General features: G+C 68.6%; 19 protein-coding genes and 3 tRNA genes. 8 read left to right on the top strand and 14 right to left on the bottom strand.

Annotated elements, in window-relative coordinates; translation table 11 throughout:
• Nucleotides 1-21: 21 nt before the first annotated feature.
• The gene (locus NK1_RS02900; RefSeq protein ID WP_084460523.1) at nt 22-1,989 is read right to left on the bottom strand and encodes an ABC transporter ATP-binding protein; all 1,968 of its coding nucleotides are present in this window, start codon (nt 1,987-1,989) and stop codon (nt 22-24) included.
• Nucleotides 1,943-3,814, bottom strand: coding sequence for an ABC transporter ATP-binding protein (locus NK1_RS02905; protein WP_084460524.1), 1,872 nt, complete (start codon nt 3,812-3,814; stop codon nt 1,943-1,945). Before NK1_RS02905 ends, NK1_RS02900 begins: the two co-directional genes overlap by 47 nt.
• Before the next feature lie 328 nt (nt 3,815-4,142).
• Between NK1_RS02905 and NK1_RS02910 the strand changes: the two genes are divergently transcribed.
• From NK1_RS02910 to NK1_RS02920, 3 genes are all read left to right on the top strand, one after another.
• A complete protein-coding gene (locus NK1_RS02910) occupies nt 4,143-5,312 on the top strand; it encodes a DNA cytosine methyltransferase (RefSeq protein WP_063007067.1) in 1,170 nt (389 codons plus the stop codon).
• 70 nt (nt 5,313-5,382) lie between these two features.
• Nucleotides 5,383-5,799 carry a very short patch repair endonuclease gene (locus NK1_RS02915; protein ID WP_063006990.1) on the top strand — a complete coding sequence of 139 codons (417 nt, stop codon included), beginning with the start codon at nt 5,383-5,385 and terminating at the stop codon, nt 5,797-5,799.
• A gap of 79 nt (nt 5,800-5,878) precedes the next feature.
• Nucleotides 5,879-6,667 carry a DUF998 domain-containing protein gene (locus tag NK1_RS02920; protein WP_084460525.1) on the top strand — a complete coding sequence of 263 codons (789 nt, stop codon included), beginning with the start codon at nt 5,879-5,881 and terminating at the stop codon, nt 6,665-6,667.
• Here NK1_RS02920 and NK1_RS34175 read toward each other — a convergent pair.
• Nucleotides 6,612-6,770 (bottom strand): hypothetical protein, encoded by a 159-nt coding sequence (locus NK1_RS34175; RefSeq protein WP_157104046.1) that lies wholly within the window; start codon nt 6,768-6,770, stop codon nt 6,612-6,614. The two genes, NK1_RS02920 and NK1_RS34175, sit on opposite strands and share 56 nt — an antisense overlap.
• Before the next feature lie 68 nt (nt 6,771-6,838).
• Entirely contained in the window at nt 6,839-8,398 is a 1,560-nt protein-coding gene (locus NK1_RS02925; protein ID WP_084460526.1) for an esterase-like activity of phytase family protein, read from the bottom strand.
• A gap of 113 nt (nt 8,399-8,511) precedes the next feature.
• Between NK1_RS02925 and NK1_RS02930 the strand changes: the two genes are divergently transcribed.
• Nucleotides 8,512-9,288 (top strand): maleylpyruvate isomerase family mycothiol-dependent enzyme, encoded by a 777-nt coding sequence (locus tag NK1_RS02930; RefSeq protein ID WP_063006991.1) that lies wholly within the window; start codon nt 8,512-8,514, stop codon nt 9,286-9,288.
• A gap of 10 nt (nt 9,289-9,298) precedes the next feature.
• Here the strand turns inward: NK1_RS02930 and NK1_RS02935 are convergent, their stop codons facing one another.
• The 5 genes from NK1_RS02935 to NK1_RS02955 all read right to left on the bottom strand — a co-directional run bounded on the left by NK1_RS02935 (nt 9,299) and on the right by NK1_RS02955 (nt 12,227).
• Nucleotides 9,299-10,132 (bottom strand): dienelactone hydrolase family protein, encoded by an 834-nt coding sequence (locus tag NK1_RS02935; protein WP_063006992.1) that lies wholly within the window; start codon nt 10,130-10,132, stop codon nt 9,299-9,301.
• Between the two features lie 25 nt (nt 10,133-10,157).
• Nucleotides 10,158-11,009, bottom strand: coding sequence for a helix-turn-helix domain-containing protein (locus NK1_RS02940; protein ID WP_245660315.1), 852 nt, complete (start codon nt 11,007-11,009; stop codon nt 10,158-10,160).
• A gap of 75 nt (nt 11,010-11,084) precedes the next feature.
• Nucleotides 11,085-11,157: transfer RNA gene (locus NK1_RS02945), tRNA-Arg, on the bottom strand.
• A gap of 36 nt (nt 11,158-11,193) precedes the next feature.
• Nucleotides 11,194-11,283, bottom strand: a tRNA-Ser gene (locus tag NK1_RS02950).
• An 86-nt stretch (nt 11,284-11,369) separates the two neighbouring features.
• Complete coding sequence (locus tag NK1_RS02955; RefSeq protein ID WP_063006993.1) at nt 11,370-12,227, bottom strand: dienelactone hydrolase family protein; 858 nt, start codon at nt 12,225-12,227, stop codon at nt 11,370-11,372.
• Nucleotides 12,228-12,389: 162 nt separating this feature from the next.
• Between NK1_RS02955 and hisC the strand changes: the two genes are divergently transcribed.
• Nucleotides 12,390-13,469: a histidinol-phosphate transaminase gene (gene hisC, locus NK1_RS02960; RefSeq protein ID WP_063006994.1), complete on the top strand. Its 1,080-nt coding sequence runs from the start codon at nt 12,390-12,392 to the stop codon at nt 13,467-13,469.
• A 13-nt stretch (nt 13,470-13,482) separates the two neighbouring features.
• On the opposite strand, the gene NK1_RS02965 is transcribed toward hisC, so the two are convergent.
• Complete coding sequence (locus NK1_RS02965) at nt 13,483-14,535, bottom strand: alpha/beta hydrolase (protein ID WP_063007071.1); 1,053 nt, start codon at nt 14,533-14,535, stop codon at nt 13,483-13,485.
• Nucleotides 14,536-14,682: 147 nt separating this feature from the next.
• Here NK1_RS02965 and NK1_RS02970 point away from each other — a divergent pair.
• Nucleotides 14,683-14,767, top strand: a tRNA-Ser gene (locus NK1_RS02970).
• Between the two features lie 15 nt (nt 14,768-14,782).
• Here NK1_RS02970 and NK1_RS02975 read toward each other — a convergent pair.
• Nucleotides 14,783-15,508: an SDR family oxidoreductase gene (locus tag NK1_RS02975; protein ID WP_063006995.1), complete on the bottom strand. Its 726-nt coding sequence runs from the start codon at nt 15,506-15,508 to the stop codon at nt 14,783-14,785.
• Nucleotides 15,509-15,613: 105 nt separating this feature from the next.
• Here NK1_RS02975 and NK1_RS02980 point away from each other — a divergent pair, with 105 nt between their 5' ends.
• Entirely contained in the window at nt 15,614-16,453 is an 840-nt protein-coding gene (locus NK1_RS02980; protein ID WP_063006996.1) for a LysR family transcriptional regulator, read from the top strand.
• 106 nt (nt 16,454-16,559) lie between these two features.
• On the opposite strand, the gene NK1_RS34875 is transcribed toward NK1_RS02980, so the two are convergent.
• Both NK1_RS34875 and NK1_RS02985 read right to left on the bottom strand, forming a co-directional pair.
• Complete coding sequence (locus tag NK1_RS34875; RefSeq protein ID WP_167354209.1) at nt 16,560-16,733, bottom strand: hypothetical protein; 174 nt, start codon at nt 16,731-16,733, stop codon at nt 16,560-16,562.
• A gap of 136 nt (nt 16,734-16,869) precedes the next feature.
• Nucleotides 16,870-17,358: a MarR family winged helix-turn-helix transcriptional regulator gene (locus tag NK1_RS02985; RefSeq protein ID WP_036497059.1), complete on the bottom strand. Its 489-nt coding sequence runs from the start codon at nt 17,356-17,358 to the stop codon at nt 16,870-16,872.
• A 123-nt stretch (nt 17,359-17,481) separates the two neighbouring features.
• Here NK1_RS02985 and NK1_RS02990 point away from each other — a divergent pair, with 123 nt between their 5' ends.
• On the top strand, nt 17,482-18,471 hold the full coding sequence (locus tag NK1_RS02990) for an NAD(P)H-quinone oxidoreductase (protein WP_063006997.1): 990 nt from the start codon (nt 17,482-17,484) through the stop codon (nt 18,469-18,471).
• 22 nt (nt 18,472-18,493) lie between these two features.
• Here NK1_RS02990 and NK1_RS02995 read toward each other — a convergent pair whose 3' ends face one another.
• Nucleotides 18,494-19,699 carry a cysteine desulfurase-like protein gene (locus NK1_RS02995; protein ID WP_036497057.1) on the bottom strand — a complete coding sequence of 402 codons (1,206 nt, stop codon included), beginning with the start codon at nt 19,697-19,699 and terminating at the stop codon, nt 18,494-18,496.
• Nucleotides 19,700-19,711: the final 12 nt, after the last annotated feature.

The raw sequence follows: 19,711 nt of genomic DNA on the forward strand, positions 1-19,711 counted from the left end.
CGCGCGAGTTGTTCACCTGCGCTACACCAGCGATTCGCGCCACGCGGTGTGCAGCGCCGCGAAACGTCCGGTCGATGCGATCAGATCCGCGGGCGTCCCGTCCTCGACGATGCGCCCGGAATCCATCACCAGCACCCGGTCGGCGATGGCGACGGTCGACAGCCGATGCGCGATGATCACCGCGGTGCGCCCGCGCAGCACGGTCTCGAGCGCGCGCTGTACCTGCCGCTCGCCCGGAATGTCGAGGCTCGAGGTGGCCTCGTCCAGCACGATCACCGCCGGATCGGCCAGGAAGACACGAGCGAAGGCGACGAGCTGACGCTGACCGGCCGACAACCGCCCGCCGCGTTTGCGCACATCGGTGTCGAATCCGTCCGGCAGCGACATCACGAAGTCGTACAGTCCGACCGCACGGGCCGCCGCGAACACCTCGGCATCGGTGGCGTCGGGCCGGCCGAGCCGGATGTTGTCGGCGACGGAACCGGAGAACAGGTACGACTCCTGCGTCACCATCGCGATCGCACGGCGCAGCTCCGCGTCGGCGATCGTGCGCAGGTCGATGCCGTCCAGCGACACCGTGCCCGACACGGGGTCGTAGAACCGCGCGATCAGCTTGGCCAGGGTCGACTTTCCGGCACCGGTGGCACCGACCAGCGCGACGATCTGACCGGCCTCGACGGTGAGCGAGAACCGCGGCAGCACCGACCGCGCGGGGCGCGCCTCGCCGCCGGACACATCGTCCCGGCTCGGGTAGCCGAAGACGACATCCGTCAGGCGCAGTTCACCTCGCGCGCGCTCGAGCGGATGTGGGGCATCGGGTTCGGCCACACTCGGCCGCTCCTCCAGCACGCCCGATATCCGCTCCAGCGCGGCCGCCGCGGACTGATAGGAGTTGAACACCTGGGCCAATTCGTCCAGCGGGCCGTAGAACTGCCGCAGGTACAGCAGGAAGGCCGCGAGCACACCGATTTCGGTGTGGCCGTGGATGACTCGCCACGCACCGACGACCAGGATGACGACGTTCGTCACATTGCTGATCAACCGAACCAGGCCGATGTAGGCCGCCATCCCGTGCAGCGCACTGATATTCGCGGCCCGGTATTCGGCATCGGAGTCGACCAGAATGGCCTCGTTGCGTTCCTCGCGCCGGAAGGCCTGCACCGCACGGATTCCGCCCATGGTCTCGACGAAATGCACGACCACCTTCGCGATCGCCCCTCGGGTGCGGCGGTAGCCGGCCCGCTGGCGCCGCTGCGCCCAGCGCGTCACGAAAACCAGCGGGACGAAACCGACCAGCACCACCGCGGCGAGCGGAATATCGAGCCACAGCAGGATCGCGGCGATCGTCACCACCGACAGTACGGCGCTCAGCGCGTCGTTGAGCGCACGCTCGAGCAGATCCTCGAGCGATTCCAGATCACTGGTGAGCCGCGCGACGATCTTGCCGGAGGTGTAGTTCTCGTGGAAATCGATCGAGAGCCGCTGCACGTGCGTGAAGACCCGCAGCCGCAGATCGAACAGCACCTGCTGGCTCAACCGGCCGGAGATGCGCAGGAAGAGAAAGGTCGTCACGCCGCCCAGCGCGGTGCAGCCCAGAATGCCGCCCACGGCCAGCGCCAGCGGCAACCAGTCGCCGTCGAGCGCGCGGCCCACCCCGGTGTCGACGCCGTGGGCGACGAACAGCGGCGTCGCCACCAGGGCGGCATTGTCGATCACGATCAGCACCAGCGCGGCGGCCGCCCACCGGCGGTAGGGCCGGATCAGCGACCACAGCAGCCGGCGCGACCGTGCCGCCAGGGCGAGGTTGACCGCATCGGTCTGCTCGCCCTCCTCGGCCGCTACGCCCCGCCAGTCGGCCTCGGAATCGGCGTCGACGCGCAGGGCCCGGGCTGCGTCGTCACGGGCCGCCGCGTCCGGGCGGCCGGTGATCGTGCCCGCCCGGTCAGTGTTCGTGCGCGAAGCTGCGTCCTCGCTCGGGTTCTCCGGCATCGAGCTCACCTCCCATCAATTCCCGGTAGCGCGAACAGGTTTCGAGTAGTCGTTCGTGAGGTCCGTCGGCGATGATGCGGCCGCCGTCGAGGACGGCGACCCGATCCGCCCACGCCGCGGTCGACGGGCGGTGGGCCACCAGCAGCACGGTGGCTCCGGCCAGCGCCTCGCGCAGCCGCACCTGGACCTGTTCCTCGGTGCTCACGTCCAGGGCGGAGAGCGGGTCGTCCAGGACCACGATGTGCCCGCCGGAGTGTTTCTGCCGGTCCAGCACGGCTCGCGCCAGCGCCAGGCGCTGCCGCTGCCCGCCCGACAGGCTCAGGCCCTGCTCTCCGATCCGGGTGCGCAGGCCCCACGGCAACTCGTCGACGAACCGCGCGGCGCAGGCCACCTCGAGTGCCCCGCGGGCCCGGTCCTCGCCGGCGTCGGGATAACCGAGGGTGATGTTCTCGCGCACGCTGGCCGAGAACAGCACCGGATCCTCGAAGGCCACCGAGACCTGCGAACGCAGATCCGACAGCCGCATCGAGCGCACGTCGATCCCGTCGATCGTCACCGCGCCCGCCGCGACGTCGAACAGTCGCGGCACCAGACCCAGCAGCGCCGACTTACCGCTGCCGGTGGCGCCGACCACCGCGACCGTCTCGCCCGGCCGCAGCCGCAGCGAAATGTCGTGCAGCAGATCGCGATCGGCGTCCGGGAAGCGGAAACGCACCCGGTCGAAACGCAATTCACCACGCAGCGGCCGCGGCGGGGCCACGGGATGTTCCGGATCGGTGATCTCGACGGGTGTGTCGATCACCTCCCAGAACCGTTGCGCCGCGGTGCGGGCGTGGTTCATCTCGGCCAGCAGGAAGCCGAAGCCCATGATCGGCCACTGCAGGTAGGTGGTCAGCGTGATACCGGCGACCAGGGCGCCGACCGTCATCGCCTGTTCGGTGAGCAGATATCCGCCGACGGCGAGCGCGGCCGCGATACCCAACGCGGACAACGTGTTCAACGCCGTCCACAACCGTGCCGCCAACCGCACCATGGCCAGCTCGAGGGATTGCAGCTCCCGCGCCTCGGCGCGGAACCGGCGACCGAACCACGGGCCGCGGCCGAACGCCTTCAGCACGCGGATACCCTGCGCGGACTCCTCGACCGTCGTGGCGAGATGCCCGGACTGGTCCTGCGCGCGACGCGAGGCGCGACCGTAACCCTGTTCGAATTGCAACGCGAGCAGAACGAGCGGAACCGCGATGAGCAGTTCGATCAGCCCGATCTGCCAGCTCAGGACGAACAGCAGTGCCACGCCGACGCCCAGCGTCGCACTCAGCGACATCAGCGAGGGCGCGACGAAGGCGAAGAAGCGCCGCAGGGTGGACATGTCGGTGATCGCCCGCGAGGTTAGTTGTCCCGACTCCATCCCGTCGTGCACGCCGACCGAGAGCACCTGCAAACGCTGGAAGAGCTTGCCGCGCAAGGACACCTCGAGCCGGCTCGCCGGCGCCGCGATGATCCACCGCCGCCACCACGAGGTGACCGTGCTGAGCACCGCCAGCCCCACCACCAGCCCGATCGGCCCCCAGATGCCGCCGAAATTCCGCTGCGCGACCGGGCCGTCGACGATCCGCGCGGTGACGAACGGCAACGCGATATCGCACAGCATGCCGAGCCCCGACAGCACGGCACTGCCGAACAGCGCCGCCCGATAGGGCCGGATCTCCGGCCACAGACGCCGCAGCGAACCCGCACCCGTCACTCGGGCGCCGAAGTTTTCGTCGACCGTTCCGGTTCTGTCGTCCTCCGAATCGGATACGGTCTCCGTCGTAGCGACGGACACAACAATCCCCCTTCGCCAGGTCGTCTTTCGCCGATCGATCACCACCGCACCGCCCCGGCCCCCGACCGGGCGCGCGTACGACCTTCCAGATTGCCAGCGCTCGCGCCGCCCGCCAACCGATTTTCGACCGCTACACCACTGCACACGCCCGAACAGCACAGCCGCTCGTCAACCCGTCCCACCTTCCAGTGCACATCCGCAGAACACCCCACTGATTGCTGACGTCCCCCACCTGCTCGAGTAACCTCCACACCCGGGCCCTTCGCGACCGCGCCGGTGCCCGACGGGGATTCGGGCGAAAGGACCACCGGCTGTGAACAACACGCGGATGGTCGGGTTGTTCGCCGGAATCGGGGGGTTGGAACTCGGGCTCAGCGCCCATGGCTGGCATTCCGAGCTGCTCTGTGAAATCGACCCCGGCGCACGCGCGGTCCTGTCCGCCCGCTTCCCCGAGGTCGAAACCCACGCCGATGTCACCCGCCTGCGCGCGCTGCCCGCCGGAACCGAATTGGTGGCGGCCGGATTTCCCTGCCAGGACCTCTCGCAGGCGGGACGGACGGCGGGGATCACCGGCGAGCGGTCGGGCCTGGTCGACGAGGTGTTCCGGCTGGTTCGCCGCAAGCGCGGGCCGCGCTGGCTGCTGATCGAGAACGTCCCGTTCATGTTGCAGCTGGGGCGCGGGCAGGCGATGCGGCACATCACGGCCGCATTGGAGGAGCTGGGCTACACCTGGGCCTATCGAGTGGTCGACGCGCGCGCGTTCGGGCTGCCGCAGCGGCGACAGCGGGTGCTGATGCTGGCGTCGCGGTCGGAGGATCCGCGGCCCGTGCTGTTCGGCACCGATGCCGGGCCGCGCACGATCGGCGATCCCGAGGTGGATCCCTGTGGCTTCTACTGGACCGAGGGGGTGCGCGGACTGGGCTGGGCGGTGAATGCGGTGCCGACGTTGAAGGGCGGGTCCGGGCTCGGTATCGCCAGTCCGCCCGCGGTCCGATTGCCCGCCGGTGAGATCGTCACCCCCGGAATCACCGATGCCGAACGGCTGCAAGGCTTTTCCCACGACTGGACCGCGCCCGCACTCGCCGCCGCAGGGGTGCGTCCCGGACATCGGTGGAAGCTGGTCGGCAATGCGGTGAGTGTGCGGATGGCGTCGTGGATCGGGTCCCGCCTGGCCGCCCCGGTCGACGGGGTGGCCGCGGAGTACGCGCCGCTGACCGCGCATCGCTGGCCCACGGCGGCGTGGGGCCATGCCGGTAAGGCGTATCGGGTCCCGGTGTCGACATGGCCGGTACACGAGCCGTACGAGGATCTGCGCTGGTTCCTCGACGATGCCCGCCTGCTGTCGGCCCGCGCGACCGCCGGTTTCCTGCGTCGCGCCGCGCGGGGCACGCTGCGCTTTCCGCCCGGCTTCATCACCGATATGGAGAACCACCTGATCCGCATGGGAGGCCTGCCGCGGGAGGGTGCGGGTATCCCGTACGTCTCGGCGGCGGTGTGAAGTGTCGAATCGGTCACCGAATCGGGCCCCGGGAACACCGGCCCGCCGGTGGACGCTGTAAGGGTTGTGCATGAGTTCCGGCCGTCCCCTCACCGACGCGGTGACCAGTGCCCGGATGGCCCGGCAGCGGCGGACGGGTACCGCCCCGGAGACCGCGCTGCGTACCGAACTGCACCGGCGGGGCCTGCGTTATTTCGTGGACCGCGCTCCGCTTCCGGGTCTGCGTCGCCGCGCCGACCTGGTGTTCCCGCGTCGCAAGGTGGCGGTGTACGTGGACGGGTGTTTCTGGCACCGCTGCCCCGAACACGCCACCTATCCGAAGAACAACGCCGAGTGGTGGGCGGAGAAATTGGCCGGCAATGTGGCGCGCGACCGCGATACCGATGCGCGGCTCACCGCCGCGGGGTGGCTGGTGGTGCGGATCTGGGAACACGAGAATTCGGTCGCCGCCGCGGATCGGGTGCAGTCGGCTTTGTCGGGGCGATAGACCATGATGGAAGTGCAGCCGACATTGCAACGGGAATCCCGCACATTCCGAACGTGGGCGATGACGTGAAACGAGGGCAATGACGCCGAGCGGGCCGCACGATCGTGCGGCGGACGAATCCGGTGCGGTGGCCGTACTGGAGCGAGACCACGCGCCGGTGCGGGTGCGGTTCCGCCTCGTCCGCTCGTTGATCGCGGCCGCCGTCGCCGTCGCGGGCGTCTGCTATTCGTCGTGGATCCTGGAGTTCGTCCTGCCGATCCATCTGAACCCGATCAGGTCATTCCTCAGCGAATTGGATGCCGAGGGCCGTCCTTTTCGCTGGGTGTTCGATCTCGGCGACACCATCGCCGGTTCACTCACCTTGATTTCCGCGGTCGCGGCGATGTTCGTCTTCTCGCGGCGGCGTCTGTCGACCGTGGGCTGGGTGGCGCTGGGCTGTTTCGGCGCGTCCACGATCGCCGATGCGCAATGGCCCTTGCACACCTGCTCGGGGCCGTGCCCGCCGTCGGACAGCGGCATGTTTCCGCAATTGCACCAGATTCACGCGCTGACCAGCACGCTGGCGGTCACGTCGATATTCGTGGCGATGATCGCGTTCAGTGTCGCCGCCTTCCGCTATCGGCGCTGGCCGATTCTGCGGCATTCCGGATTGTGGATCCTGATCATCGGCTCGGCCGCGACGGCGTGGATGCTGATCGCCGACAATCTGCCGGGCAATTACGCACTGGGCATCGCCCAGCGCATCCAGGTCGGATCCATGTCGCTGTGGCTGATCGCGCTCGCCGTGCAGATCTGGGTCGCGCAGCGTGCGATCAGCGGCGACGGGCGGAAGCGCGCACGGCCTCCGGCTCCTCGTTCCCCAGCATGACCAGCGAGCGGGGCGCCGATTCCGCCACCGCGCCCGCGATCGCCATGGCCGCGAAGGTGGCCAGTATGACGCCCATTACCAGTACCTCGACAACTGTGTTCATATCCCTACGATGACAGCGCCGACTGGCATGCATTTGTGCGGAACTTGGGTATAGCCTGAGAATGCCGGTTAGCCCACCGAGACGGTGACGGTATGCGTCGTGGTCCGCGCCGGAAGCGCCCCGGTGTCGACCCGCAGAATTTCACCGGTGTCCTGGCGGCCGTCCGGCAAGATCTTCGGTTTCAGGCCGAAGGGCGCCGCGCTGCCGGTGCTGCCGGCCAAGCCGAAATCGCTGTCGTCGGAGATGTAGAGCGTGCGGCCGCCGTCGGTGGTGGCGACGCCTTCGATTTTGTCGTGGCCGAAGAATGCGCCGGCCGGATTCAATCCCGCGACCAGTCCGGCGAGGTCCAGGTTCGATTTCTTCGCGACCGGGGTGATGCCGGCCTTGCCGAGCGCGGCGATCCCGTCGGCGGTCGATACCTTGCCGACATAGGTTTCCAGCGGTGTGTCACCGACGAGCAGGCCGAGATTCGGGTCGTAGCGGGTGCCGGGCACATTCGCTCGGGGTCCGATATCGGTGGCGCCGTTCAGATCGATCGTCCACAGTTTCTTGTTCGCCTTGGGCGCGAGTTCACCGTCACGTTCGTCCACGAGAAAGGTGTGGTCGTCCAGTGCGGTGATTTCGGATACGGCTAGTTTGCGCTTCGGATCCTCGAGCGGATAGACGAATTCGGCGACGGCACGGGTCTGCAGATCGACGGTGACGATCCGGGTCATCGGCACTTCCCGCGCCGAATCCAAACCCGGTGTCTGCAAACCACTTTGAATCACACCGACAAGTCGCCGGCCGTCCGGCGTGACGGTGAGACCTTCCATTCCCTGATTCGGCGTTCGCATCGTCAGTTCCCGCGGCAGGCCGGAACCCGGTGCGAGACGGTCGATTTCGGTGCCGGACGCGTCGAAGTGCACGAGGAACGGACCGTATTCGTCCGAGACCCAGAAGGTGCCGTCGGGCAGGGCGACCAGTCCCTCCGGGTCCAGGCCGTGATCGATGGGCGGCAAGGTATGACCGTCCAGGTCGCGCATGGTCTCCCCGGTCGACGCGGCGGTGTCGACCAATCCGTTGAAACCGACGCCCGCGCGGTTCTTCAGGTCGATCGTGGATTCCAGTACCGCGCGCGTTCCGGTCAGCCGGAATTTGCCGATCTTCGGCACGAAAGTGGGTATGGGAACGAGCTTTTCGTTCTTGCCGGGCCCGTCGACGTTCGGGCCGCGGTCGGTGAGCCCGTAGAACTCGTCGGCCGAACCCGGCACCGGCGTCCACGCGGACCCGAATCCGCTGCCCTGCACCGTGGTGCCGCCGAAGTCGCCGAGCGGCGCGATATCGGTGGTGTAGAGGTGCACCGCATCGGAGGTGGTCACCGTGAAGGTGTCCTCGCCCTGGTAGCCGGGCTCCGGCGTGTAGCGCACGGAGCCGTCGGCGGTGCGGTCGAGACGGCCGTGCGGCGGTGTGCCGAAGGCGACGGCCGCGCCACCGCCCGTGCGGGCGGACAGGTCGTCGAGCGATACGACCAGCGGCCGGTCCCGGTCGGTGTGCCATTGCGGTTCGCTACCGCCGGACGAACAGGCGGCGGCCGCGCAGAGCACGGCGCCGGCGAGGGCGAATCGGAGCAGATGACTGGTTCCCACCGGTGATACCTATCCTGCCGAGTCGACGATCAGCTGTCGGGAACCTGAACAGTTATCCGACGGCAATCGAGTTCGCCCAGCGGGCGTTCCCAGCGCTGGGTAGGGTCACCCGGGTGACCAGCGAAGCGCCGGAATCATCCGTTCCCGTCGACCTGCTCGAAGCCGTGCACGCGGCGACCGAGTCCCTGTTCGGCGCGGTGGAAGCGTTGCACGACAGCGATATCGCCGAACCGTCACTGCTGCCGGGCTGGACTCGCGGCCATCTGCTGGCCCACCTGTCCCGCAATGCCGACGGACTGGTGAACCTGCTGCTGTGGGCCCGCACGGGCATCGAAACCCCGCAGTACGCAAGCCAATTGCTGCGCGACTCCGATATCGAGGCCGGTGCGCCGCGCCCCCTCGCCGAGCAGCTGAGCGACCTGCGCGCGTCCGCGGATCGCTTTCTCGGCCTGGCCCGGGCCATGCCGCCGGAACGCTGGCAGTACCGCGTGCGGGCGCGCACGGGTAAGGAACTGGCCGCCGCCGTGGTGCCGTGGTTGCGCCTGCGCGAGATCGAGATTCACCGCGTCGACCTGAACATCGGCTACCGGCCCGCCGACTGGCCGGCCGCCTTCGTGGCCCGGATGCTGCCGGAGGTGGCCGCCGGATTCGACCACGCGGCCTCCGCCCACCGCCCCGCCGATGCCAAACCGATGACCTCCGACCCCGATCAGCCGCCGCCCCCGAGCTTCACTCTCGTCGCCACCGACACCGATTTCACCGCCAAGGTGGGCCCCGACCCTTCCGACACCATTTCCGGCCCCGCAGCGGAGCTGCTGGCATGGTTGATCGGCCGCAGCGACGGCGTCGGGCTCACCGGATATCTGCCGAATCTGCCCGCGTGGTTGTGAGGCGCCGGACTCAGCGGTTCACGCGCCCCGGAACCTCGAGCCGTTCGGCGAGGAAATCCAGCACGCGATGCAGCGCGGCCTGAGTCGGTTCGCCCGGTTCGTCGATGAGATGTTCGGTGAGCACCGAATGCGCGCTCAGTACGCCCTCCGGGTTGGCCGCGGCGTCGTCGAGTTCGATGGCGATGAACGCGTCGCCGAGCTGCGCGCGCAGGAAGTCGAAACGCTCCGCCGGTGAGCGGCGGTCCCCGCGGAAACGCAGGCCCAGCACGGAAAGCCCTGCGGCACAACGCTGTTTGATGCGGTCGAGATCGTCGGGCGAGACGTCGATCGAGCTCTTCTGCCGCGCGGTGAAACCCAGCGGCAGACCCGGCTGGGAGAGCACCGGTGCGACCAGCCGATCGTCCACAGCCATCCCCAGTGCGAATCCCCCGGTGAAACACATCCCGACGGCCCCGACTCCGGGCCCGCCGCACCGCCGATGCTCGGCCTCGGCCAGCGCCCGCAACCACTGCACCACCGGTGAGGTGCGTCCCGTCGCCAGCACAACGAACTCCCGGCTGACGCAGATCGGCCCGAACTGACCGGCGATATTCGCCACCGCGGCGAGCGTGCCGTGCGCCGCGGGATCCGGGTCCCGCCCCGGATTCCCGTACAGATGCGGCACCACCGCCGTGCAGCCGATGCGCGCCACCCGCCGGGCGAAGTCGAAGACATCCGGCGAGATGCCCGGGAATTCCGCCATGACGATCACCGCGGGCCCGCTGCCCTGCCGAAAGATCGTGCGGGACTTGCCCTCATGGGTGAAAGTCGCGTGTTCGAAATCGTGAAGATCGTCGTCTGCCATGGCCGGCCCTTTCTCGTTCGGGCCCTCACTGTCGGCCGGCCACCCCCGCCGGGTCTTGAAAAAATGTTCCCCAGGCCCGGTAGCGGTGCTGCCCGATCAGGGTGTGCGTCTCACGTGCGAGCGTGCCCGGCGTGCGACCGGCGAAACTCGCGATCTCCCGGGACATGTGTGCCTGATCGCTGTACCCGCAGGAGGCCGCGACATCGGCGGCCGGCCGGCCCGCCACCAGCCCCTCCACCGCATGCCGGAACCGCACCAGCATCGCGGCGCGTTTCGGAGTGAGCCCGATCTGCGATTCGAATCGCGTCCACAACCGTTTGCGACTCCAGCCACACGACTCGGCCAGTTCGGCGACTCGCACCTGCCCGCGGGTCGCCACGATGCGATTCCAGCCCGCACGAACTTCCGGATCGGGTATGCGATCGGGCCGGAAGCGTTGCGCCAGAAACCCTCTCGTGAGCGCGAACCGCTCCTCCCACTCCCCCGCCTCCGCCAACCGCGCCCGCAGCCGCTCCGCCGACGCCCCCCACACCTCGTCCAACCCCACAACAGCACCCAACTCCCCCGGCCCCACCCCGAGCACCGAATACGCCCGCAACGGCGACATCCGCACCTCGACACACGCCGCCCGCTCAGCCCGAATCCCCGTCAGCCCCCCGGAAAACCCCGCCACCATCCCCCCATTCGTCCGACTGGACTCGGTCGTCTCCACAACCAGCCCACCCCCACCGAAATCAACCGCCACGGTAATTGCCGGAATCACCGCCACCCGCAGCTCCAAGGGGCTGTCGGCACGATCGCGATACCCGAGCATCGCTAACCCATCCGCCACCTGGCGCGGTCGCACGATCTCCCACCCTGCCGCGCGATCCTCCACCCGGCCAGGGTAAACCGGCTTTCCCGACGGAATACGAAGAAGGCCCCGCCGCAATGCGGCGGGGCCTTCTTTCTGCGCGCCCGGAGAGACTCGAACTCCCAACCTTCTGATCCGTAGTCAGATGCTCTATCCGTTGAGCTACGGGCGCAGGTCTTGTTCAGTTGTGTGCCCGGTTACCCGGGCGTGGCGGAGGCGAGAGGATTTGAACCTCCGGTCCCCGTGAAGGGACAACTCATTAGCAGTGAGTCCCATTCGGCCGCTCTGGCACGCCTCCTGGAGCCTTCTTTCGAGGGCGCCGGTCCTTTCGAACCGCCGAGAGGCAAGAGTACAGAGCAACCGGTCAGGACGCAAAACGGCTGGTCAACGTAGGTGACTGTCGAACCAATCGAAGATTCTGGTCTGTGCGTCGATCAACTGCCGCTTCTCCTCCTCGGGCAGTTGCTCGAAGTCGGCCATATCGAAGCCGGGATGGTCCGGGCGGTGATGCAGACCGGGATAGCACACGACCAGCGTGGCCACCGAAGCCCGCGCCGCCGCGTCACGGAGGCGTTCGACGTGGTCGCACGGGTTGACCGGATCGTCGTTGCCGTAGAGGCCGAGCCAGGGGGCTTGCAGCTGCGGGGCGGCCTCCACCAGTGCGGTGGCCTCCGCGGTCAGCGGTTCCACGATGCCGGGTGCGGCCACACTCACCGCGGCCCCGATGGGCCGGTTCGTGGCGACCAGCAGCGCGGCCGTGCCGGCGTTGTCGAAGCCGAGCACGCCGACGGTGTCCGCGAAGACCCCGCGGCCGACCAGCCAGTCGAAACAGGCGTCGAAGTCGGCGAACAGATCCTCGCCGAACACCTGCTCGGCCTCGGCGCCACCCGCGACGGCGGTGGCGACAGCGCCCGGCCCGTCGGATAGGCGCGCCCCGACGGCGGCGAGATCACGGTCGTTGACCGCCCCCGCGCCGTCCCCGTGGCCCCGCTGCCGATCGAAGCGGTGGAACAGATTGGGCGCCACCATGATCCAGCCTTCACCGGCCAGCGATTTCATCATTTCCAGCAATACATCGGCAAACTGACGGGACTCGTGGAGTACGACGATGCCGCCGCGCGCGTAGCCCTCCGGCTCGATCACCGTGATGGGCACCCGACCTCCGGCCGACGGTTCCGGAGCGCCGTCGACCACCTGCCCGCTGTCGCGCAATGGTGCTTCATCTCGATAGATGCCCGACATGAAACCAGGGTAGTTCGCATCCGTCACATTCGGGAGAAGTTGCACGGAAGTACCCATTCCTCGGAAAATTTTCCGACATACCGCCCAGGCGGTTCGTACCGGCGGGACCTTCGAGACAACCGCGCCGAGCCGCCGCGACGTGCGAGGAATTAAGGTGTGGGGGTGAGTGCTCGTATTCGTCCGGACCTGGAGTCCATTCCGGCTTACGCTCCGGGTCGCAGCCATCCGGGCGCCGTGAAACTGGCCAGCAACGAAACCACCCAGGGCCCGCTGCCGAGTGTCGCCAAGGTGATCGCCGAGGCGGCCGAACTCATCAACCGGTACCCGGACAACTCCTCCGGCGAACTTCGAGCAGCCCTCGCCGAGTTCCACGACGTAGCGGTCGAGAACGTCGCGATCGGCTGCGGCAGCGTCGCACTGTGCCAGGAACTGGTGCAGATCACGTGCGCCTCTCCCGCCGACGAGGTGGTGTTCGCCTGGCGCTCGTTCGAGGCGTATCCGATTGTCACGCAGGTCGGCAACGCGACGGCGGTGCCGGTACCGCTGAACGACGAATTCGCGCACGACCTGGATGCGATGGCGGCCGCGGTCACCGAGCGCACCCGGCTCGTCTTCGTCTGCAATCCGAACAACCCCACCGGCACGGCGTACGGCCGCGCCGCACTGACCCGCTTCCTCGACGCGATCCCCGAGGACGTGCTGGTGGTGCTCGACGAGGCGTACTTCGAGTATCTGCGCCTGCCCGCCGACGACCGGGCCGACGGCGTGGAGATCGGCCGCGGTCGCTCGAATGTCGTTGTGCTGCGCACCTTTTCGAAGGCATACGGGCTCGCGGGCCTGCGCGTCGGTTACGCCGTGGGTGATCCGGAACTGATCACCGCGCTGATGAAGGTACACATCCCGTTCAGCGTGAATCGGCTCGCGCAGGCCGCGGCCATGGCCTGCCTGCAGGCGCGGCACGAACTGCTCGACCGCACCGATCAGGTGGTGGCCGAGCGTGAGCGCATGCGCGACGCACTGCTGGCGGCCGGATACCGGGTGCCTGCGTCCCAGGCCAACTTCGTCTGGCTGCCGCTGGGCGAGCACAGCGCGGAGTTCGGCACGGCGAGTGCCGAAGCCGGAGTCCTGGTGCGGCCCTACGGCACCGACGGTGTGCGGATCACCGCGGGCGATCCGCACGAGAACGATCGGTTCCTGGGTTTCGCCACCGCACCGGACACCGTCGCCCGCTTCGCCGGCTGAACCCGCGCCGCGGTCAGCGCACGCCGAGGGCTGCCGCCAGCGTCGGCCAGGCCCGCGGCAGCTCGTCCTTCCAGTACGGCCAGGAATGCGTCCCGACCGGGCGCAGATCGACGTCCGCCGGGATCTGCATGCGCTCCAGCCGATCCGCGAGTGCCATGGTGCAGGCGTTGGCGCCGGCTTCGAGCGGGCCGCCGAATCCGATCGACGAGACCGCTTCCGGATTGCCCGGAACGTCGTAGGGCCCCGGCACACCGGAACCGGCGGACAGGAAGATCGCCTTACCGCGCAGGGTGTCGGCGTGCATCATCACGTCGTGAGCGAGCCAATCGGGATCCTCCTGTTTGCCGAACATGTTGTCCGGCTCGCCGCCGTAGGTGCGGACCACCGCCCGCGCCTGCGCCTGCCCGAAATCGGAACCCATTGCGTAGCAACCGCTGTGGGCGGCGACCGCCACATACGCCTGCGGATCGCGCATCGCCAGCATCATCGCCGCCTCCGCGCCCATCGAGACACCCTCCACCGCATCGCGGCCGTTGCCCTCGAACGTCGCGTCGATCAACGGCGGGAGTTCCCGGGTGAGGAACGTCTCCCATTTGTTGGTGCCGAGCACCGGATCCGGATGCTGCCAATCCGTGTAGTACCCCGCCGGGCCGCCGATCGTGAGAACGACGTTGACATCCTTATCGGCGAAGAACTGCACCGCACCACCGCGCTCGGTCCAGTTGTTGTACTCGTTGCTCGCGCTGCGCCCGTCGAGCAGATAGAGGGTCGGGCGCGGATGGCCGCGGTCCGCCGGCAGCAGCACCTGCACCTGCACCGTGCGCCCCATCGCCGGGGAGTCGACGAACACGCGCAACCAGCGATCGTTGATCGGTTCGATGTGGTCGATCGACGCGGTGGCCGGACGGGGATCGTCCAGCGCCGGAGGCGGCCCCTCGGCGGAACCGGAATCGGCCGGGGGCGCGGGCGCGGCGGCAATCGACGGCGCTCCCCAGATCGCCCCACTCATGAGGAGTGCGGCGATGGCGGCGCCGGACAGCCGACGCCGTATCCGGCGACGAACCATGGCCGTCATACTGCCAGAGGTCGCGCGAGGCGTCGAAAACCCACGACAGCCGATCGTCGGCGAGTCTTCCGCACCCCGCCGGACCGATTCGGCATCCCCGCACCCACGCCAGTAGGCTGAGACACCGTTCCGGCCCGCCCGGAACGAGGTGGGTTGCCCGAGCGGCCTAAGGGAACGGTCTTGAAAACCGTCGTGGTTCACGCCACCGTGGGTTCAAATCCCACACCCACCGCAGGTGAGGGGTCCGTCACCAGGGCACTGGTCCGGCGTCGGAGAAGAATCCGCCGGTCGGTCCGTCGTCGGGCAGGGTGGCGAGGTGGATCGCGATCGCCGCGCCCTGTTGGGGGGTTCGGACGCCGCGGAAGCCGTTGAGGTCGGTGGCGGTGAAGCCGGGGCAGCCGGCGTTGATCAGGATGTCGGTGTCGGCCAGTTCCTTGACGTACTGGATGGTGACCGCGTTCAGGAAGGTCTTCGAGGCCGCGTACGCAGCGGAAATGGGGCCGGTGTCGGTGCCGGGCGTGGTCTGCAGCGTGAGAGAGCCGACGCTGCTGGACATGTTCACGATCCTCGGTGCTGCCGAGGCGCGCAGCATCGGCAGCATCGCGTTGGTGACACGGATGACCCCGATCACGTTGGTTTCCACGGCTTCTCGCACGGTCGCGGGATCGACCGTGGTGGGTGTCTGGGGCATGCCGCCGGTGATCGCGGCGTTGTTGACCAGGACGTCGAGCCCTCCGGCATGGTCGGCGATCAGATCGGCCGCGGTGGCCACGCTCGCGTCGTCGGTCACGTCGAGCGGAACGCCGAACGCGTCGGTCCCGGCAGCGCGCAATTTCTCCACCGCGGTGTCGCGGCGTCGCTCATCGCGCGCGCCCACACCGATTCGCCAGCCGAGGGCGCCCAGACCCGCCGCGATCTCGTATCCGATTCCCTTGTTCGCGCCGGTCACCAGCGCGATCGTCCGTTCACTCATACCGTCGATCCTGGTTCGTTCTCGGGTGGCGCGTCCAACACCGGCTGGGTGGCCATTGATACCGCACGGGTATTGGTCGCGGTGAGCGCCGGATAGGATGACCCGGTGGAGACGCGGGAGTTGCGGTACTTCGTCGCCGTCGCCGAGGAATTGCATTTCGGGCGGGCGGCACAGCGACTCGCGATGGCGCAACCACCGCTCTCACGGGCGATCCGACAGCTCGAACGGCGGCTCGGGGTGGTTCTGCTGCACCGCACCACTCGCTCGATCGCCCTGACCGAGGCCGGGTCGGTGCTGTTGCGGGAGGCCCGCGCCGCGCTCGCCGCGGTCGAAGCCGCGGAGCGCCGCACCCGCCGTGCCGCGGCCCATCGGCCCGGGATGGTGCTGGCCACGAAGGCGGGAGCGTCCAGTGAACTGCTGTCGAAACTGCTGGACGCCTACGCTGCCGAACCGGGCGCTGTCCCCGTCGAGGTGATCCTGTGCGGGCCCGGCGAACAGGAGGGGCTGCTGCGCGACGGTCGGGCCGACGTCGCCCTGCTCCACCGGCCCTTCGACACGACCGCCGGATTCGACACCGAGGATCTGCACACCGAACAACAGGTCCTGGTCCTGCCTGCCGGCCACCCCCTCGCCTCCCGGCCCCACATCTCGTCGGCCGAGGTCTCCGCCCTGACGGATCTGCCCCTGCCACGCTGGCCACGCTCGGATGGGAGCTATCCCGACGGCCCCGGTCCGCAGGTTCGCGACCACACCCAACTGGCCCAACTGATCGCGCTCGGACGAACCTGTGCGGTCATGCCCGAGTCGGTTCGAACCCACCTACGCTGCGGTCACGCGATCGTGCCGGTGCCGGACGCACCAGCGGTCACGACCGTCATCGCCTGGCCACCACACAGCAAATCCAGAGCCGTCGCCGACCTCGTCCGCACCGCGACACGTCTCTAGCCGACACCGCGGTTCGCGGCCCCCGCATCCACGACGATGGCGCCGACCGGCGGATCGGTCGGCGCCACCATCGTTTCGGTCTCGATTCGAACGGCCGGGCCCAGATTCAGAAGCACCACACCCAATCGGCGGATCCCGGCAGCGGGATGGTGATGCAGATGGCGATCGGTTTCGCCGTGGTGTCGGACGCGCTGTCGGCGGAGGCGATGGGCGCCGCCACGGCGCCGAGCGACAAGATGATCGCGGTGGTTGCGAGAGCTTTCGCTGACTTCCTGTGCATGGTTCGAACCTTTCGACGTCACCCTTCGAAGGAAAACCGGAAACCCCGGTCCCGGACCTAGCGCCCTAATGGTCGCGCCCGCGAACAGTCAGCAACAAGGGACCAACGTCCCTGATCGGGCGCAGCGCGCTTCGGATCAGGTTCGGCGGGGGTCGGTTTTGGCGTTGACTCGGTCGAAGGCGTCGCCGATGGCGGTGAGCTCTTCGGGGCTGAGGAGGTCGACGAAGGTGCGGCGGACGGCGGCTACGTGGCCGGGGGCGGCGGCGCGGAGGCGGCGCATACCTTCGTCGGTGAGGTGGGCGCGGACGCCGCGGCCGTCCTCTTCGCAGCTGGTGCGGCGGACCATGCCCTCGTCCTCCATGCGGCGGATCTGGTGGGTGAGGCGGCTGCGCGAGGACAGCACGCCGTCGGCGAGATCGCTCATCCGCAGCGAACCGCCCGGAGCCTCGGAAAGCATCACGAGTATGCGGTATTCGGGCAGGCTCATATCGCTGTCGGCCTGTAACTGGCGGTTGAGTTCCACCATCAGGCGCTGATGCCCGTCCATGAACGCACGCCATGCCCGCTGCTGTGCCGAGCTCAACCACGGCGGGGAGGCCGGGTGACCGCTCGGTTCGTAAGCCATGGCGCCATTCTATTGGCCCCGAATGGAAGGAATGTCGGCTGGTCAGGGACCTGCGGACAAGATCACCCGGATCGGTCGCACAGCCGCACCCGTTCCAGCGCGGCGAGCACCTAGAGTCGAGGTATGTACGCGGCGACGTTGGACGGTTTCGGTGGGCCCGAGGTGATCCGCTGGGCGGAGGTGCCGGATCTGCCGCCGCCCGGTCCGGGCGAGGTGGCGATCGACGTCGTGGCGGCCGGGGTCAATCGCGCGGATCTGTTGCAGCGCCAGGGTTTCTATCCGCCGCCGCCGGGCGCCAGCGACATCCTGGGCCTCGAGGTGTCGGGTGTCGTGGCCGAGGCCGGTGCGGGCGTGCGGGATCCGCGGCCGGGCGATCGGGTGTGCGCGCTGCTGTCCGGTGGCGGCTACGCCCAGCGCGTGGTCGTCGCCGCGAGTCAGGTGCTGCCGGTGCCCGAGGGGCTGGATCTGGCTGCGGCAGCGGCACTTCCGGAGGTCGCCGCCACCGTCTGGTCGAATCTGGTGATGCGGGCCGGATTGCACGCCGGGCAGCTGCTGCTCGTCCACGGCGGCGGAAGCGGAATCGGCACCCATGCCATTCAGGTCGCGGTGAATCGCGGTGCGCGCGTCGCGGTAACCGCCGGTTCGCAGTACAAATTGGATCGCTGTGCCGAATTGGGCGCGAGCATCGGAATCAATTATCGAGAACAGGATTTCGTCGAGGTACTCGGCGAATCGGGTGGCGCCGACATCATTCTCGACAATATGGGCGCGAAATACCTGCCGCGCAACGTTTCCGCACTCGCCGAGGACGGGCAACTGTGTGTGATCGGCATGCAGGGCGGGGTGACGGGCGAACTGAATCTGGCGGAGTTGCTCGGTAAACGCGGCACCATCCACGCCACCAATCTGCGCAAGCGGCCGGCGACCGGGAAGTCGAGTAAGGCGGAGATCATCGCGGAGCTGCGGCGGCATCTGTGGCCGCTGATCGCGGAGGGCGCGGTGGTACCGGTGGTCCATGCCGAAGTCCCGGTCACGGAGGCGGCGCACGCCCACGAACTGCTGGATTCGGCCGAGACCGTCGGCAAGGTGGTGCTGCGCATCGACGAGGCGTGAACGACGCGCGGACGGCAGCGAGCTACTTCTCCAGCGAGTTCAGCGCCCGGCCCAGCTGTTCGATCTCGAATTTCGTTGTGTAGGGCGCCAATCCGAGGGTGACGGCGCCGCCCTCGTCATTGACACCCAAGGCGTCGAGCAACCGACTGCCGCCGTGCGCGCCGCTGACGGTGCCGATGCGGTGGTCGGCGAGTTCGGCGGAGATCTTCTCCGCCTGCATCCCCGCGATGGTGAAGCTGACCGTCGGGATGCGGGTGGAGGCGCGGCCGATGACGGTCAGATCCGGGACGGCGTCGAGCACCTCCATGAGATTCTCGAAAAGCTGGTCGTGATAGTCCTGCAGCGAGGTGATCGACACCTCCAGCCGCTCCCGGCGGCTGCCGGTGGCCTGTTCGTCCAGTCCGGCGAGGTAGTCGATGGAGGTGGTCAGCCCCGCGAGCAGCGCGTACTGATGTCCGCCGACCTCGAGCCGCTCGGCGCCCTTGGCGTAGGGGTTCAGCGACATCGAGGGGATGCGGTCCAGGAATGCCGGATCGCGGAACACCAGCGCCCCGATCTGCGGACCACCCCAGGCCGGTGCGGAGAGCGCGACGACGTCGGCATTGAGTTCGTCGATGTCGATCAGGGCGTAGGGCGCCGCGCCGAAGCAGTCGGCGACCAGCAGTCCACCCACCTCGTGCACCCGGTCGGCGGCGACCCGGACCGCGGGCGCGGAGCCGACGATCGGCGAGGCGGCGGTGACCGCGACCAGTCGCGCGGTCGGGCCGATCAGTTCCTCGAACTGCCAGGCCGGCATCTCGCAGGTTTCGATCTCCACCTCGGCCCAGCGCACATGGGCGCCGTAGCGGTTGGCGATGCGCAGCCACGGCGCCACATTGGCCTCGTCGTCCAGGCGCGAGAGCACGATGCCGGTGCCGAGGCCCAGCCGTGAACTCAGCGATTCGGCCAGCCAGGCCAGCAGCACCGCCCGATCCGGACCGAGTACGACGCCTGCCGGATCGCCACCGACGAGATCGGCGACCGCCTCCCGGGCCGCGTCGAGAATCGCGCCGCTGCGGCGCGCGGCGGCATGACGATTGGTGTGCGAAAAAGCAGAGGTCCGGAAACCGGTTGATACGGCGCGCGATACCGAATCCGGGACCAGCATCCCTGCTTGGGGGTCCAGGTGGATCCAGCCGTCGCCCAGGGACGGTATCAACCCCCGAACCCTCGCGACGTCGTAAGTCATGCTCGCCACTCT

The organism is Nocardia kruczakiae NBRC 101016, from assembly GCF_001612965.1.
In the GTDB taxonomy this organism is placed as follows: domain Bacteria; phylum Actinomycetota; class Actinomycetes; order Mycobacteriales; family Mycobacteriaceae; genus Nocardia; species Nocardia kruczakiae.

Excerpts from the sequence above, each read along its gene's own strand:
- NK1_RS02900 (WP_084460523.1), bottom strand. The coding sequence starts at position 1,989 with ATGCCGGAGAACCCGAGCGAGGACGCAGCTTCGCGCACGAACACTGAC.
- NK1_RS02910 (WP_063007067.1), top strand. The coding sequence starts at position 4,143 with ATGGTCGGGTTGTTCGCCGGAATCGGGGGGTTGGAACTCGGGCTCAGC.
- NK1_RS02915 (WP_063006990.1), top strand. The coding sequence starts at position 5,383 with ATGAGTTCCGGCCGTCCCCTCACCGACGCGGTGACCAGTGCCCGGATG.
- NK1_RS02920 (WP_084460525.1), top strand. The coding sequence starts at position 5,879 with ATGACGCCGAGCGGGCCGCACGATCGTGCGGCGGACGAATCCGGTGCG.
- NK1_RS34175 (WP_157104046.1), bottom strand. The coding sequence starts at position 6,770 with ATGAACACAGTTGTCGAGGTACTGGTAATGGGCGTCATACTGGCCACC.
- NK1_RS02935 (WP_063006992.1), bottom strand. The coding sequence starts at position 10,132 with ATGGCAGACGACGATCTTCACGATTTCGAACACGCGACTTTCACCCAT.
- NK1_RS02955 (WP_063006993.1), bottom strand. The coding sequence starts at position 12,227 with ATGTCGGGCATCTATCGAGATGAAGCACCATTGCGCGACAGCGGGCAG.
- NK1_RS02965 (WP_063007071.1), bottom strand. The coding sequence starts at position 14,535 with ATGGTTCGTCGCCGGATACGGCGTCGGCTGTCCGGCGCCGCCATCGCC.
- NK1_RS02975 (WP_063006995.1), bottom strand. The coding sequence starts at position 15,508 with ATGAGTGAACGGACGATCGCGCTGGTGACCGGCGCGAACAAGGGAATC.
- NK1_RS34875 (WP_167354209.1), bottom strand. The coding sequence starts at position 16,733 with ATGCACAGGAAGTCAGCGAAAGCTCTCGCAACCACCGCGATCATCTTG.
- NK1_RS02985 (WP_036497059.1), bottom strand. The coding sequence starts at position 17,358 with ATGGCTTACGAACCGAGCGGTCACCCGGCCTCCCCGCCGTGGTTGAGC.
- NK1_RS02990 (WP_063006997.1), top strand. The coding sequence starts at position 17,482 with ATGTACGCGGCGACGTTGGACGGTTTCGGTGGGCCCGAGGTGATCCGC.
- NK1_RS02995 (WP_036497057.1), bottom strand. The coding sequence starts at position 19,699 with ATGACTTACGACGTCGCGAGGGTTCGGGGGTTGATACCGTCCCTGGGC.